At 67.3% G+C, this 14,156-nt stretch carries 14 protein-coding genes; 12 read left to right on the forward strand and 2 right to left on the reverse strand.

Annotated features, from left to right (window positions below; all coding sequences use genetic code 11):
• Positions 1 to 335: 335 nt before the first annotated feature.
• The 5 genes from E5679_RS00005 to E5679_RS00030 all read left to right on the forward strand — a co-directional run bounded on the left by E5679_RS00005 (position 336) and on the right by E5679_RS00030 (position 3,684).
• Entirely contained in the window at positions 336 to 593 is a 258-nt protein-coding gene (locus E5679_RS00005) for a hypothetical protein (protein WP_138413060.1), read from the forward strand.
• Between the two features lie 530 nt (positions 594 to 1,123).
• Positions 1,124 to 1,582, forward strand: coding sequence for a LexA family protein (locus tag E5679_RS00015; protein ID WP_138413062.1), 459 nt, complete (start codon positions 1,124 to 1,126; stop codon positions 1,580 to 1,582).
• Positions 1,583 to 1,725: 143 nt separating this feature from the next.
• Positions 1,726 to 2,841 (forward strand): tyrosine-type recombinase/integrase, encoded by a 1,116-nt coding sequence (locus E5679_RS00020; protein WP_249335857.1) that lies wholly within the window; start codon positions 1,726 to 1,728, stop codon positions 2,839 to 2,841.
• Positions 2,838 to 3,191 (forward strand): helix-turn-helix domain-containing protein, encoded by a 354-nt coding sequence (locus E5679_RS00025; RefSeq protein ID WP_138413064.1) that lies wholly within the window; start codon positions 2,838 to 2,840, stop codon positions 3,189 to 3,191. The genes E5679_RS00020 and E5679_RS00025 overlap by 4 nt, the downstream gene beginning before the upstream one ends.
• Positions 3,184 to 3,684 (forward strand): hypothetical protein, encoded by a 501-nt coding sequence (locus tag E5679_RS00030; protein ID WP_138413065.1) that lies wholly within the window; start codon positions 3,184 to 3,186, stop codon positions 3,682 to 3,684. The genes E5679_RS00025 and E5679_RS00030 overlap by 8 nt, the downstream gene beginning before the upstream one ends.
• 575 nt (positions 3,685 to 4,259) lie before the next feature.
• Here the strand turns inward: E5679_RS00030 and E5679_RS20690 are convergent.
• Entirely contained in the window at positions 4,260 to 4,400 is a 141-nt protein-coding gene (locus E5679_RS20690) for a hypothetical protein (protein WP_171042183.1), read from the reverse strand.
• 344 nt (positions 4,401 to 4,744) lie between these two features.
• Here E5679_RS20690 and E5679_RS00035 point away from each other — a divergent pair, with 344 nt between their 5' ends.
• From E5679_RS00035 to E5679_RS00065, 7 genes are all read left to right on the forward strand, one after another.
• Positions 4,745 to 5,662, forward strand: a complete 918-nt coding sequence (locus E5679_RS00035; RefSeq protein WP_138413066.1) for a hypothetical protein — start codon at positions 4,745 to 4,747, stop codon at positions 5,660 to 5,662.
• 284 nt (positions 5,663 to 5,946) lie between these two features.
• Positions 5,947 to 7,608, forward strand: a complete 1,662-nt coding sequence (locus E5679_RS00040; protein WP_171042184.1) for an FAD-dependent oxidoreductase — start codon at positions 5,947 to 5,949, stop codon at positions 7,606 to 7,608.
• Positions 7,609 to 7,643: 35 nt separating this feature from the next.
• Entirely contained in the window at positions 7,644 to 8,987 is a 1,344-nt protein-coding gene (locus E5679_RS00045; protein WP_171042185.1) for an MFS transporter, read from the forward strand.
• Positions 8,988 to 9,065: 78 nt separating this feature from the next.
• Entirely contained in the window at positions 9,066 to 9,848 is a 783-nt protein-coding gene (locus E5679_RS00050) for an SDR family NAD(P)-dependent oxidoreductase (protein ID WP_138413069.1), read from the forward strand.
• Positions 9,841 to 10,746, forward strand: a complete 906-nt coding sequence (locus E5679_RS00055; protein ID WP_138413070.1) for an MBL fold metallo-hydrolase — start codon at positions 9,841 to 9,843, stop codon at positions 10,744 to 10,746. Before E5679_RS00050 ends, E5679_RS00055 begins: the two co-directional genes overlap by 8 nt.
• A gap of 4 nt (positions 10,747 to 10,750) precedes the next feature.
• Positions 10,751 to 12,355: a thiamine pyrophosphate-dependent enzyme gene (locus E5679_RS00060; protein WP_138413071.1), complete on the forward strand. Its 1,605-nt coding sequence runs from the start codon at positions 10,751 to 10,753 to the stop codon at positions 12,353 to 12,355.
• Positions 12,356 to 12,360: 5 nt separating this feature from the next.
• Entirely contained in the window at positions 12,361 to 13,209 is an 849-nt protein-coding gene (locus tag E5679_RS00065) for a hypothetical protein (RefSeq protein ID WP_138413072.1), read from the forward strand.
• Between the two features lie 125 nt (positions 13,210 to 13,334).
• Here E5679_RS00065 and E5679_RS00070 read toward each other — a convergent pair whose 3' ends face one another.
• Entirely contained in the window at positions 13,335 to 14,033 is a 699-nt protein-coding gene (locus E5679_RS00070; protein ID WP_138413073.1) for a GntR family transcriptional regulator, read from the reverse strand.
• Between the last annotated feature and the right edge of the window lie 123 nt (positions 14,034 to 14,156).

The following is a 14,156-nucleotide window of genomic DNA, read 5'->3' on the forward strand; positions in this document are numbered from 1 at the left end:
GTCTCATCGCTCCTCGCGAAGCTCCCCGAGGATCCGTTCGGTCGGGATGGGGCCAGTGACGCGGTGCTGAGCTGTGTACCGTATGCGCCGCCGGGCCGCTCTGCCCAGTGGCAGCCCTCTCTTCGCGGTTCCCGGCACGGGCCCCAGCACGGCAACGCCCACCCCATCACTGGTGACCAGGAAACTCTCTCCAGACCGGACAGCCCGAATCAGCCGGGCAGTCTGGCCGTGGAGTTCGCTCTCGGTGATCGACCGCATGTCGAGATAGTAGGTCGCCCGAGACACAATGACCCTTCCGCGCCGAGCAGCACGCTTTGCCTGAGGGGAGGTCGTAGATGCGAAATGAGAAAGGCCAGGCCGGCACCGAGCGGGGCCGATCGTTCCGCCCCAGCTATTCGGGGATGCGGATCAACGCCGGTGGCGGCTCACTCGTTAGCAACGACCTCAGCCTGAACGAGGAGCAGGCTGGCCGGGCTATCGAGGCGCTCCTGGCCAGGGCCGTGAAGACGGTCGCCGCGGCCCGTGCCGCCCGCGAAAACCTTCCCGAAATTAGCGGTGCACCATCGTCAGCGCTCGGTGAGGATTCGGAGTAGCTGCCAGCCCTCGGGGACCTGCGCCTCGAGCGCTTCTTTCGCCTGGTCGCACCTCTCGCCTAGGGCTTCGATCCGCTCATATGCCCCGGGAGCACTAGTCAGACGACGGTGCGCTCTGTCCGCCCGGTGACTCTGGAGGGGTGGTCGTGCACGTTGGCACCCCAAGCCCGCTGTCTTCCGGGAGTAAGCCGGGGATCCTCCTAATCAGCGTTTCCATCGCCTCATCAGCCTCTTCAACACTCAGCTTGAAGTCCTTGCCGACGAGCGAGCCCCCGCCCAGGTCGAGGCGCACATCGGATCTGGGCGAACGCCTCGGTTGACGCTTCTTGCTTCTGAAGATCGACATCTCGACACCCTCCCTGCCCGCAGCCTACGTGTTCCCGTCCTTGCTCCACAGCACTCGGAGCAGGGGACGCGTTCGCAAAGGTGGGGAGCTGCTGGGGGAGGTCTCTCTTGTCGGGGTCGGACTTACCATGTTGGGAACAGGTGTATGAGCAGTTCATATCCCTTCCATACTGGCGTTCGATTCAATGGAGGTGCGGACTGTGGCGTCTGGGTTGAACCCGCTGCGGGTCGATGCCCGGCCCCTGCTCCTGCCCGTCGCGCCGCAGGCCGTCCCCGCGGGGTTCCCGTCCCCGGCCCAGGACTACTACGACGGCCCGATCGACCTGACCGAGCAGCTCATCAAGGACAGGGCGGCCACCTTCATCGTCCGGGTCGTGGGGGACTCGATGGAGGGGGCCGGGATCTGCGACGGCGATGAGCTGATCGTCGACCGATCGCTCGAGCCCCGGCACGGGGACGTGGTCGTGGCCGTGCTCGACGGCGAGCTGACCGTCAAGCGGCTCTGGCTCACTGCCCGCGGCGTTGTCCTGCACGCGGAGAACTCCAGGTACCCCGACATCGTCGTCCCCGAATTGACCGAGTTCCTGGTCTGGGGGGTCGCGACCTATGGGATAAGGCATCTCTTCGGTCGGAAGTTGCATTAGATGCAGGATTCCTGGCGGCTGCCAGGCAGGAAGTGCTGTCAGGAGACTAACCCGCGATCCTTTTGTCCTGCCCGATCCATGGTCGTTAGCGGGTAAGATTCGCATCAGATGCATGATTCGGCCTTCTGATGATTGGGGTGAATGTGGCCAAGGGAGTCCCTCAGGGCTCGGTATCGCTCGTGCTCGCCCCCGATGTCTCCTTCCTGCGAGAAGACGAGGCGGTCTTCGAGGCAATGGTTGAGGGATGGAAGGCGCAGCGGATAGGCGGACGGGGCCTCAAGCGAGCGTCGGTCGAGAAGACTGCGGCGATCGTCCGGCGGTTCCAGGAGCTCACCAACGAATTCCCATGGCGCTGGAGCGCCCAAATGTTCGACGAGTGGATGACCGATCTTGTCAGTGCGCGAGCACTCGCACCGACCACTATCCGCTCGTACCAGTACGCCGTCCGATCGTTCTGCGCCTACCTCTGCTCCGAACACTATGGGTGGGTCCAAGAGTGCGAGCGGCGGTTCGGGGATCACCCGACTCAGATCTGCCACGAGGAGAACACCCTCAAGCACCTTCAGGACTGTGAGGGCCGCCCTGGGCGGCGGCCTTTGTCACGCAATGAGGTGCAAGCATTGCTCGACCGGGCGGACTCGGAGGTCGAAGCCAGGCTGGACTCCGGACGAAAAGGGGCGCTGACCGCCTACCGTGACGCGACGCTGCTGAAGGTCATGTATGCGTGGGGGCTGCGCGACAACGAGGCGGCGAAGCTGGACATCACTGACTTCTATCGGAACCCGCACGCGCCACAGTTCGGCGGCTACGGGATGCTGCACGTGAGGCACGGAAAGTCCTCTGCGGGCGGGGCGCCCAAGCGACGCTCAGTCGTCTCAATGCACGACTGGGCGGTGGAGGCGATTCAGGACTACATCGAGAATGTCCGTCCCATGGCCGTGAAGGCCAAGTCCAGTGCTCTCTGGTTGACCGAGCGCGGGACCCGGCTGGGAACCAAGGAGATCCCCGATCGCTTTGCCTACTACCGGGACGAAGCCGGCCTCGACCCTGACCTCACGCCCCACTGTCTGCGCCTCAGCTACGTCACGCATCTGATCGAGAATGGGGTGGACCCCGTGTTCGTCCAGCAGCAGGTCGGCCACGCCTTTCAGTCCACGACCGCCGCCTACACGGCGGTCAGCACGGACTTCAAGAACAGGATGCTCAAAGATGCCATCAGCAAGGTGATGCTGCCCAGCAGCAGAGGAGACGTGCAATGAAGGTCATCGGATACGAGTGGAGGCTCCGGCAGGTGATGGCCGAGGCCGGGATGTTCTCCACCACCAAGCTCATCCCCGAGCTCGAGGCTCGCGGGATCCACCTCTCCGCCAGCCAGGTCTACCGTCTCGCCGCAGAGAAGCCCGAACGGCTGAACCTGAACGTCCTCGCGGCCCTGATGGACATCTTCGGCTGCAGCGCAGACGACCTCGTCCGCTCCGTCGACCTCGGCGCCGGTTCCGCGCGGACGACCGGCACTGACGCCGGCGCGCCGGAGCCTTCGAGCGGAACCCTTCGCGCATCGGGGCTGCGGCCGAAGAGGGCCAGGATCCTTCCAGCCGGCGATGACTGAGGGGGTCACGGCGGCCGTCGTGGAGCTGATCGGCAGCGTCGAAAGGGGCGTCTCGGCAGTGCGCATCGAGGCAGTCGTCGCCGCGAAGGCCTCCAAACACGCGCACCGGGTGCGGCTTCTCGGGCATCTCCGAGACGATCCCGGAGTCCTGGTCTCGGGTGCCGACTCCATGCCGAGGGTGCTCCAGCGCATCATCGAGGCCCTGATCGACGCGGGCGCCACCACGCTCCGGCTCCCGCGCTGCCCCAGATGTGGTGCCGAACGCCTCCTTCCCGAGCACCTCGACGGACGGCCAATCTGCTCGACCTGCTACGGGCGGGCGCGCAAGAGAACCATCACCTGCCATCGCTGCGGTCGAGAGCGCCGGCTCGGCTCCGCCTTCGGCGACGCCGACTACTGCGGCGCCTGCTGGCGGGACATGTACGACGACGCCGAGGCGATGTTCCTCGACGCCGCCGGCCTCGCGCTCCGCACCTCGATCCCGCCGCCCTAGCCCAGGCCTTCCGGGGCCTCGCGGCGACGCCCGGACGCCGGCTCCGCTTCGCGCTCGACTTTGTAGAGAACGGCGCAGACTGGTTCGAGGAGCCAGCCTCCGGCTCGGCTCTCTTCGCTACCCTCTATGCGGCCCTGCGCGCCATCATCCCCGACCTTGCACCACTCGTATGCGGCCATTGCGGGCAGGACCGCAAGCTGGCGAATGTCCACGAGGGTTTGCGCTGCTGTGCACGGTGCTATGACACACTCCGCGTCAGCGAATGCGGAGGCTGCGGCCGCACCGCTCCCATGGCGAGCCGGACGTCCGACGGCACCGGACTGTGCCAAAGCTGCGCAAAGACGCTCGACGAAGCGCAAGCCCAATGCATCCGGTGCGGCACCCTCCGTCCCATCGCCTTCCGGGGGCCCAACGGCCCGGTATGCGCGCCCTGCCGGACCCGCGAGAACATCGGCACTTGCACCAAATGCGGGCGGGATGGCCCCTGCCGGTTCGCCGGGACATCCAAGGCCGTGTGCGAGAACTGCCGCCGAGCAAGGGAGGCCTGCTCCCTCTGCTTGAACGAGCGCATCGTGTCAACCCGCGACGAGCAGGGCGCACCGATCTGCAAGAGCTGCAACCGGGGCCAAGAGCCGTGCAGCCAGTGCGGTCGCGAGCGGGTTGTCGTCGGCCGCGCCGACGGCGAACCCCTGTGCGACTACTGCTACCCGCGGCATCCATCGAGCTTTCGGGACTGCAGCCGGTGCGCCCAGCACGCCAAACTCTGTTCGAGCGGGCTCTGCGACGCGTGCACCGCCGACGAGAAGCTAGCCTCCCTGTTCCCGCCCGACTTGCTCGAGCGCAGCGAGGGCGCCAGGAAGATGCTCGCCGTCCTCTGCTCCGGCAATCCCGGGACGATCCTGAACGCGTTCAACCGTAAACGCTCAGTCGCCGTCCTCAGAAGGGTTCTGGCCGCCCCCGAAATGCCGACCCACGAATCGATCGACACACTCGGCCCCGCCAGACGACCCGGGCGGTCAGGGCGCTGCTCGTCGAGCACGGGCTCCTGCCGGCCCGCGACATGCACCTCGCACGATTCGAGGCCTGGATAGAAGTTGCAGGGGAGGACATCAAGGACACCCAAGAGCGGAGGGCATTCGTCCAGTTCGCCAGATGGCAGCACCTTCGCAACCTGAGAGACAGGGGCGAGCCCCTCCACCACTCCCTGGCATCCAGCCGCCGCGCAGAGCTGAGGACCGTGGTCAAACTCCTCGTCTGGGCCAGACACCGCGGCAAGACCCTGGCCGACCTCGACCAAGCGGACATCGACACGTGGGCCATGACCGGCAGACAGCCGCACCTCGTTGCGAAGTTCCTCGACTGGGCGCGCGCAAACCACCGATCCCGGCAGCTGGCAGTGGCCCGCCCTCCCCGCCACTACCTCATAGTCGGTGGGATCCATGACGAACAGCGAGGTCTGAAACTGGCGGCCGTCCTAGACGACGGCACCATTCTGCCGGGGACAAAGCTCGCCGCCGCACTGGTGCTCCTGTTCGGGATCAGACCCCTGCGCATAAGCCGCATCCGACTCGCCGACGTCGAGCACAGCGACGGAGCGGCAACAATCCGATTCGGCAAGGCGCCCCTTCAACTGCCTCCAACGCTCGCCGGCCTGGCTGCAGAGGGCTGCTCCGATCGCAGCGCGCGAAGGATGCTAGGACCGGTTGAGGACTGGGAATGGCTGTATCCCGGCGCTCGGCCAGGAGCACCCCTGACATCGGCCTCGCTCATTCGGCGTCTGGCCGCCATCGGAGTCTTCGTCGCTTCAGCTCGTACCGGAGCGCTCACCTCGCTGGCCCAGCAACTCCCAGCAGTGGTGCTCGCAGACCTGACCGGGATCCACATCGGCACCGCCGTTCGGTGGTCCAACGCCACGGCGGCGAGCAATTCCCGGTACGCCGGTTTGCTCCTTGCGCCCGATGGTGCGCCGCCAGCCTGACATAGCCATCCGACCTCCGAATTGGCGAGGCGCCCGAGACCGAGTCGGGTCAATTTCGCGTTCGCTCCAGAGGCAGTCACTGCTCGCTCCAGCAGAGATGGGGAGCCTCGACGGCTCAGATGCGGAACCCACGACAAGGCCGCAGTAATAGCAGGGGTGCCTTCCCACCCTCGTCTGGAGGCGTGTCAAGAAAATCTGCCGAGGTGTTTTCTTCCTGCAGGATCTCCTATAGGATTTCCAATAGTATGATGGAGATCACAGCGAGAACCGAGAGGAGAGCGAGCGTGGGCAGTAGCACAAGCACTGGGGACGAGGCTCCCGAGCAGTCTTTCGAGGTCGCAGTGGTCGGCTCCGGAGGCGCTGGTCTGGTTGCCGCCTGCGCAGCATCAGACCTTGGGCTCTCTGTCGTCGTGTTAGAGGGCTCGGAGCAGCTGGGAGGCACGACCGCACTGTCCGGAGGGCAGCTGTGGGTGCCCTGCAATGCGCCCATGGCCCGCGCGGGCAGGGAGGACTCTGCGGGGCGCGCTATGGCGTATCTGCGGCGTGTCGCCTGCGGCTCTACGTCGAACGAACGCCTCGCGTCATTCATTGAGGATGGGCCGAAGTTCGTGGACTACCTCGAGGGCGAGTTGGACATTCCTTTGGTGAGCATCGAGCGCGGCGACTACCACCCCGACTGGGAGGGCGCCGCTATCGGAAGGTCTCTCGAGCCGCTTCCAGTGCCGACGGCCGAGATCCAGTCTTGGCGCGAGCGGATCCGCGTCTCACCTGTCCGGCGCCGGATCACCGGCCCCGAGTCCACGTCCGGGGTGGCGGCAGAAGAGGTACTGCGGCGGGAGGCATCGGATGTGCGGACCCAGGGCGCCGGTCTCGTGGCAGGGCTCGTCCGGGCCGCGCTCCGTCGGGGCGTCCGCCTGGAGGTCGCAGCCAAGGTCGTCTCCGCCGTCCGGTCGGAGCACGGCGGCTTCGTCCTCACCATCGAGAGCCACGACGGTCAGGAAGTCCTCGCTGCCTCCCACCTTGTCATCGCGGCTGGCGGCTTCGCGCGCAACGATGACCTGCGCCGTGATTTCCTGCCCCTTGTCGACATTGTGGCCACGTGCGGGCCCGGTTCGCGAGGGGACTCGCTCCGTCTCGGCCTGGCGCTCGGCGGGCGGCTCCACGGCATGTCCGAGGCATGGTGGACCCCTGCGGTCGCCATCCCGGGCGAGACCATCGACGGGGAGCCGTTCAACCGCAACGTCGTACGGGAGCTGGCCTATCCGGGATCCATCCTCGTCAATGCCTCCGGACACCGGTTCGTGGACGAGGCGAGCTCGTACAACGACCTCGGAAAGGCCTTCCTGGCCTTCGATCCCCAGTCCCACACCTTCCCCAACGAGAAGGCATGGCTGGTCTTCGACAACCGGTTCAAGACCACCACAGCTGTCGTGGGAGCCCGGCCTGACCAGCGGCCGGAATGGATGCTGGAAGCCCCAGACCTCGGCTCACTCGCCGCCAGGGCCGGGATAGATCCGGTCGGGCTCTCAGCGACGGTGTCGTCCTTCAACGGTGCCGCCGCGGCAGGCATCGATCCAGAATTCGGCAGAGGGAACAACCCGCATGACCGATACAACGGCGACGCCGAGCACAGGCCCAACCCCTGTCTGGCTCCGCTGACCGAACCGCCCTTCTTCGCCGTCCCGATCCGCATTGGAGCGAACGGGACTAAAGGAGGGCTCGCTGTCGATAGCCGCTCACGCGTGCTCGGCATGGACGGCGAACCAGTAGAAGGCCTCTTCGCCGTCGGCGAGGCCGCCGCCGCACTGATGGGCCCGGGCTACGCCGGATCCGGTGCATCCCTCGGCCCTGCACTCACTGAGGCCTGGTCCCTCGCGAAGAACCTGCACGGCACTCACACCACGAACCGGCTAGGCGCCAACCCCCTGGCAACCGCCCCGCACTGACGGGCTGCATCCCCACCCCCGAAAGGAGGCCCCCCGTGGCCACTCCCTCCCTCGCCGTACCCCGCCCCAAGCCGCGGATCATCGTCGCCGCATGCTTCGGCCACGCCGTCGAATGGTTCGAGTTCGGCGTCTACGGATACCTCGCTACGATTCTCGGCAAGGTCTTCTTCCCCGGCAACGACCCGGTCGCTTCGACGCTCTCGGCGCTGGCAGTCTTCGGCGTCGCCTTCCTCGCACGCCCGCTCGGAGCGGTCATCTTCGGGCACCTCGGCGACCGCCTCGGGCGACGGGCCATCCTGTCGATGACCATCCTGATCATGGGCGGCGCCACCACAGCCATCGGCATCCTTCCGAGCTATGCCAGCATCGGCATCGGCGCCCCCCTCCTGCTGATCGTCCTGCGCCTGCTCCAGGGCATTTCCGCCGGAGGCGAGACGTCCGGGGCAGCGGCCTTCCTCGCCGAGTCGGCGCCGCCGAAGCGACGCGGGCTGTGGACGTCGAGCATCCAGGCGATCGGCATTGTGGCCTTCGTGGCCGCCTCCACGCTGGTCGCATTCCTCAGCGGCGTGCTGGGGGCCCAGCAGATGACGGCCTGGGGATGGCGCATCCCGTTCCTGCTCTCCCTGCCGCTGGCCGCCGCAGGCCTGTACCTGCGCTTCAGGGTCGAGGAGACCCCGGCGTTCAAGGCAGTCCTGGCCAAGGAGGAAACAGCCCACAAGAGGGTTCCCGTGCGGGAGCTGTTCGGCTTCCACAAGGGGGCGCTCTTCCTCCTGATCGCCATCGTGTCGGTCGAAGCCGTCGCCTCCTACGTGGCGAAGACCTATGCCGCCACCTATCTCATCTCCACGATTGGCCTGGACGCCAGCACCGCGCTGCTCTCCACCTCAGTCACCCTGCTCTTCGCCGCAGCCCTGGTCCCGGCGTACGCGGTGCTCAGTGACCGGATCGGTCGTAGGCCCCTGCTGATCTGGGGCACGATTGCCCTCGTGATCGTCGCCGTGCCGGCCTTCCTGCTCATAGGCACGGGCACCATCGCCGGGGCGATCGTCGGACAGGTGATTGCCATCATTCCCGGCACGGCGATCTCCGTGGGGGTGGTGGTGGCCCAGGCCGAGCTGTTCCCAGCCCGCGTCCGCTACTCGGGGGCGTCGCTCGGCTACAACATCGCGTACGCGGTCTTCGGAGGCTCGGCCCCGTATGTGGCCGCCGCGCTGGTCGCGGCCACGGCGGTGAAGCTGATGCCGGCCTACTACTTGATCGTCATCGGCGTGCTCGGGCTGTTCGCCATGTTCCGCCTCCCCGAGACTTTCAAGAAGGACATGATCGACGCAGAGCCTGCCTCCTCGGCCTCCAGCACGGCAACCGCCCCCGGGGTCTAGCTGCAGGCGACCACCCGGGCAGGGGAGGAGCGCCGAAGGCGTCGGCCCTGCCGCACCGAAGACAAGAGAGATACAGCAATGAACCCCCGTGAAGCCCGTTTCTCCGACCGCGTCGTCCTCATCACCGGAGCTGCCTCCGGCCTGGGACTTGCCACAGCCCGCCGCTTCGCGGGCGAAGGAGCCCACCTCGTCCTGGTGGACTGGGCCGCCGATGCCCTTGATTCAGCCGTCGCCGTGATCTCCTCGGCAGGCACGAAGGTCATCGGCATCGAGGGGGACGTCTCCAAGGCGGAGACGGCGCAACGAGCCGTCTCCGCTGCGGTCGAGGCCTTCGGCAGGATTGACGTCCTGTTCAACAACGCCGGCATCGACCCGCTCACTGCCCGCTCGCTGGTGGAGACGACGGAGGAGCAGTGGGACAGCATCTTCGGCGTCAACCTCAAGAGCTTCTTCCTCTTCGTCCGGGAAACAATCCCCGTTATGAAGGCGAACGGCGGTGGGGCCATCGTGAACACCGCGTCCTCGGCCGGCATGAAGGCCTCCTCCCAGGAGGCCGCCTACGGCATCTCCAAGGCCGCGGTCATCGCACTCACCCGGGCACTCGCCCGGGACTTCTCCGGCGACGGGATCAGGACCAATGCGATCTGCCCGGGATTCCTGGAGGCCATGACCAGCGACCGCCGGGCGGGCGTCCCCGAGGAGCAGCTGCGCGCGCGCTCGGCCAAGGCAAGCCAGCTGGTGCCGATGGGGCGCGAAGGCACCTACGACGAGGTCGCCCAAGCAGTGTTGTTCCTGGCCAGCGACGAGTCCTCCTACACCAGCGGCGCGTCCCTGCTGATGGACGGGGGCTGGATTGCCTAGGGCGTACGCACCCGAGCTGGCCGAATCCCCTGCGGGGCCCGGCAGGAGCGCCCCGGAGGTCGTGGTTCTCGGCTCGGCCGGAGGGCCCACGCCCAAGGCCGCCCGACGGCCCGTCTCCCACGCACTCGTGATCGACGGGGAGGTGACGCTCGTGGACTGCGGCAATGGCGTGGCCGGACAGTATGTGGCGGCTGGCCTGGATCTGGGCAGGCTCCGGCGGATCCTGATTTCCCATCACCACATCGATCACGTCGCCGATGTGGCCACGCTGGTGCATCTGGCCTGGTCCCAGCTCGAGGACCCCGTCGCCGTTATCGGCCCGCCCCCGCTGCGGCGCATCTTCGACCTGCACTACGAGGCCTTCGCCACCGACATCGAGTCCCGGATGCAGGACGAGGGAAGGCCCCATCTGCGCGAGTTTGTCCAGATCACCGAGATCGACTGCGACTCCGCCCTTGAGCACTCTGGGGCAAGGATCACCGCTGCCCTGGTCGAGCATCCGCCCCTGCGCGCCTTCGCGTACCGGATCGACCAGGGGGGCGCGAGCATCTGCTTCTCGGGCGATACCCGCCCGAGCACCGCGCTGGCGGCCCTCGCGCAGGACGCCGACCTGCTCGTCCACGAGACCACGTATCTGGCCAACGCGGCAGACTTCCTTCCGGCCGCCCGCGCCGCGCAGGTGCTGGCCCGCATGCGCGCCGTCCACAGCGACCCTGCGGGCGCCGCCTGGATAGCGAGCGCAGCAGGCGTGGGAGCCCTCCTGCTCAGCCCGGTCGGTGCCTTCGGTCCCGTCGCGGACGAGGAGATCCTCGACGAAGCCACTGCTTCCTTCTCCGGCCCAGCGTGGGTCGGAAGCGACCTGCTCAGAGTCCCCCTTCCAATCAGAGGAGACATCTAATCCCATGACCACCTACAGCACCGGTGGAGAAGCCGTCGTCGAGGCGCTCAAGACCCACGGCCTTACCACGGTATTCGGGCTCCCCGGGGTCCAGAACGACTGGCTCTACAACGCCTTCTACGACGCGCGCGACCGCTTCCGCGTCATCCACACCCGTCACGAGCAGGGCGCTGGCTACATGGCACTCGGCCATACCCTCGCGACCGGGAAGCCCAGCGTGTGCAACGTCGTCCCCGGCCCCGGAGCGCTCAACGCAGGAGCCGCCCTGGCCACCGCCTACGGCCTCAACGCGAAGATGCTCTTCCTCACAGGGCAGATCCCTCAGAAGATGATCGGCCGCGAGATGGGAACGCTCCACGAGGTCCCCGACCAGCCCGGGACGCTCCGATCCCTCACCAAGCACTACGACCGCATCACCCATCCCGCCGAGGCAGGCGCCAAGATCGCCGCCGCCGTGCGCGCGATGAATACCGGACGCCCCCGACCCGCAGCGCTCGAAGTCCCCATGGATGTGCTCCAGCAGCGCGCGCCCATCCCCGCCCAGGCCCCTGTGTCGGAACCGGAGGAAGAACCCGTCGATGCCGAGGGCATCGACCGCGCCGTGTCCGTCCTGGCCGGGGCACGCCGTCCGATGATCTTCGTCGCGAACGGCGCCCAAGACGTCCCGGAGGAGGTCACCCGCCTCGCCGAGCTCCTCCAGGCCCCCGTCGTCGGGTACCGCACCGGACGCGGCATCGTCGACAGCCGCCACCCCCTCAGCTGCTTCCTCCCGGAGGCCAGACCGCTGTGGGACGAGACGGACGTCATCATCGCCCTGGGCGCCAGCGCCCGCTCCGCGCTGCAGGGGTGGGGGAAAGGCGGCCGCAGCCTGATCCGCATCGACGTGGACAACACCGTGCACGGCAGGTACGGCCAGCCCGAGGTCGCGATCACTGGCCGGCTCGAGTCCCACCTCCCCCTGTTCATCGCCGAGCTGGAGAAGAAGGGCATCCGCGGCGAAGACCTCGCCGAGGTCATGCCTGCCATCCACGCGGACTGGAAGGAGCGCAGCTCGGTCCTGGACCAGCAGATCCGGTACCTCGCAGTCATCCGGGAGGCCCTCGGAGAGGACGGCATCTTCGTCGACGAGCTCACCCAGATCGGCTTCGCGAGCCGGATCCTGCTGCCCGTGCACAGGCCCCGCACGTTCCTCTCCACCGGATACATGGGGACCCTGGGCTACGGATTCCCCACCGCCCTCGGTGCGAAGGTCGCCAAGCCGGACACCCGGGTGCTGTCGGTCACCGGCGACGGCGGATTCATGTTCGCCGCAACCGAGCTCGCCACTGCAGTCCAGCACGGCATCGGCCTGGTCACCGTGCTGTTCAACAACAGCCAGTACGGCAACGTTCAGCAGATGCAGCGCGACCTCTACGGCGGAAAGGTCATCGCCACCGACCTCCAGAATCCGGACTTCGAACGCTTCGTCACCTCGTTCGGAGCGCACTACGGCCGTGCCTCATCCCCGGAGGAGCTCGCACCCCGCCTCGAGGAGGCCTTCGAGTCCGGGCTGCCGGCCGTCGTCGAAGTCGTCGTGGGCGACATGATCAGTGTGGACAGGTTCCGGTGATCGGGGTGTCTGCCAACGCCCCGGCCCCCTTCCTCGAGCAGCTGTGGGCCAGTCTCGACGGCCTCAGATGCGTCGTCGTGGTCGGGCTCCCGGGGACTGGGAAGAGCCTGCTGGTCAGGGAACTCGCCGCCGCCGCACGCGAGGCCTCCCGCAAGAGCACCCTCCTGCAGTGGGACGTGTGCCGGGAGTCGTGGGAGGGCCATCCGCGCACCCGCTCCCGCTACCCTGAGGTCGACGGCGTGACCCACGAAGGGGTCCGGGTCGCCATGGGCTCATGGGTGCGCGGTGCCGTCGCTGCCTGGTTCGCGGCGCACGCCGGCGACGAGGCGCTCCTCATTGTGGAGGCGCCGCACATCGGCGGGCGCTTCTCCGAGCTTGCCCATGCCGTGGACGACGAGGCCGAGCCACACCTCAGCGCGCCAGAGACAGCCTTCGTGGTGGTCGCGCCGGAGAAGGACCTGCAGCTGGCCCTGAAGCAGCAGCGGGCGGCGGACATGGAGGACCGCCCACGGGCCGGGGGGTACGAGCAGAACAACGCTTCCCCGGACCTCCTGGACGAGCTGACCCGCTCACTCCGAGGCCCAGCGCACGAGCTCGGCATAGAGGCCGGGGACGAGCAGGGCTACGACCCGGACCTCTATGCGGGCCTGATGCGCCGCGTCCTGCGGCACAGGCACACCACCGTCGTGCGCCCGGACGCCCTCATCCAGGTCTCGGGCTCCGTCTACGACCTAGCCGAAGACTCGGAAAGGCTCTGGGCCGACGAGCAGGAGGTCGAAGCCAGCCTGGGAGTCGCCGACGCCATGGACGAGACAGAGCTGCGGAACCGGGTCGAAAACTGGTTCAGAACCTGACCGAATGCCCGGTCCATCCGAGAACGCAATGGGCGCCGGTGCGAGGGAAACCCTCGCACCGGCGCCCTTGGTGTACAACCGCGCAGGACGTGGGATCAGCGTCGGGAGGAGGCGGACAAGACGGGTCAGGCAACGCTTCGGGCGGCCAGCTTCTCCTGCACGCGTCGGACCAGGACCAGGGTGTGGTCGCGGCTGATCTCCTCGAGAGATGCGTCGAAGCGCCCCTGCTCCAGCGCCTCCACGATCCGCTCGTGGGAGTCGATGGTCTCCCGACCGGCAGAGAAGCCCAGGGTCTGGATGATGATGCCCCGCTCCCGGGAGAAGACCAGGCTGCTGACGGTGTCGGTCCACTGCGAGAGCCGCTGGAGCTCCTCGATGAGGCGGCGGTTCGGGCACCTGCCGTAGATGACCGAGTGGAACTGGCGGTTGAGAGCGGACCAGCCCTCGAAGTCGTACTCCTCAAGCGCGGTGAGCATCCGGGCGTTGATCGAACGGAGCTGCGCGAAGTCCTCGGCCGTCATCGCCGGTCCCGCCGCTCGGGTGGCATAGGCCTCGTTGACGGCCTTCATCTCCATGAGATTGAACCAGTCGTCCTTTTCCAGCTGGACGATGGCGGGCCCCGAATGCGCCCCGTACTCGATCAGGCCTTCGGCCTCGAGCCGGCGCAGCGCCTCCCGGATCGGGGCCTGGCTGACACCGATGTCCTTCGCAAGGGAATCAATGACCAGCCTCTGCCCCGCCGCGTACACCGAGTTCACGATGCGCTCCCGCAGGATCTCGTGGGCGTACTCCACCTTCGACTGGCCCACTGCCGCCTCGGTCATCTTCCACCCTTTCTACCCCGGACAATACTTGCGGCCCTCCCCGGAGATCCCGGAGGGAAGGCCGCATGGAGATGATCCGTATAGCCAATCCTATTGGATTTGTCCGCCGTTGGCGCCCCAGAC

It is taken from the genome of Sinomonas gamaensis, from assembly GCF_005876955.1.
GTDB lineage: Bacteria > Actinomycetota > Actinomycetes > Actinomycetales > Micrococcaceae > Sinomonas > Sinomonas gamaensis.

What these genes read in the sequence shown, in the direction of transcription:
- E5679_RS00005 (WP_138413060.1), top strand. Translation starts at nt 336, where the DNA reads ATGCGAAATGAGAAAGGCCAGGCCGGCACCGAGCGGGGCCGATCGTTC.
- E5679_RS00015 (WP_138413062.1), top strand. Translation starts at nt 1,124, where the DNA reads ATGGAGGTGCGGACTGTGGCGTCTGGGTTGAACCCGCTGCGGGTCGAT.
- E5679_RS00025 (WP_138413064.1), top strand. Translation starts at nt 2,838, where the DNA reads ATGAAGGTCATCGGATACGAGTGGAGGCTCCGGCAGGTGATGGCCGAG.
- E5679_RS00030 (WP_138413065.1), top strand. Translation starts at nt 3,184, where the DNA reads ATGACTGAGGGGGTCACGGCGGCCGTCGTGGAGCTGATCGGCAGCGTC.
- E5679_RS20690 (WP_171042183.1), bottom strand. Translation starts at nt 4,400, where the DNA reads ATGCCGCGGGTAGCAGTAGTCGCACAGGGGTTCGCCGTCGGCGCGGCC.
- E5679_RS00035 (WP_138413066.1), top strand. Translation starts at nt 4,745, where the DNA reads ATGCACCTCGCACGATTCGAGGCCTGGATAGAAGTTGCAGGGGAGGAC.
- E5679_RS00050 (WP_138413069.1), top strand. Translation starts at nt 9,066, where the DNA reads ATGAACCCCCGTGAAGCCCGTTTCTCCGACCGCGTCGTCCTCATCACC.
- E5679_RS00060 (WP_138413071.1), top strand. Translation starts at nt 10,751, where the DNA reads ATGACCACCTACAGCACCGGTGGAGAAGCCGTCGTCGAGGCGCTCAAG.
- E5679_RS00070 (WP_138413073.1), bottom strand. Translation starts at nt 14,033, where the DNA reads ATGACCGAGGCGGCAGTGGGCCAGTCGAAGGTGGAGTACGCCCACGAG.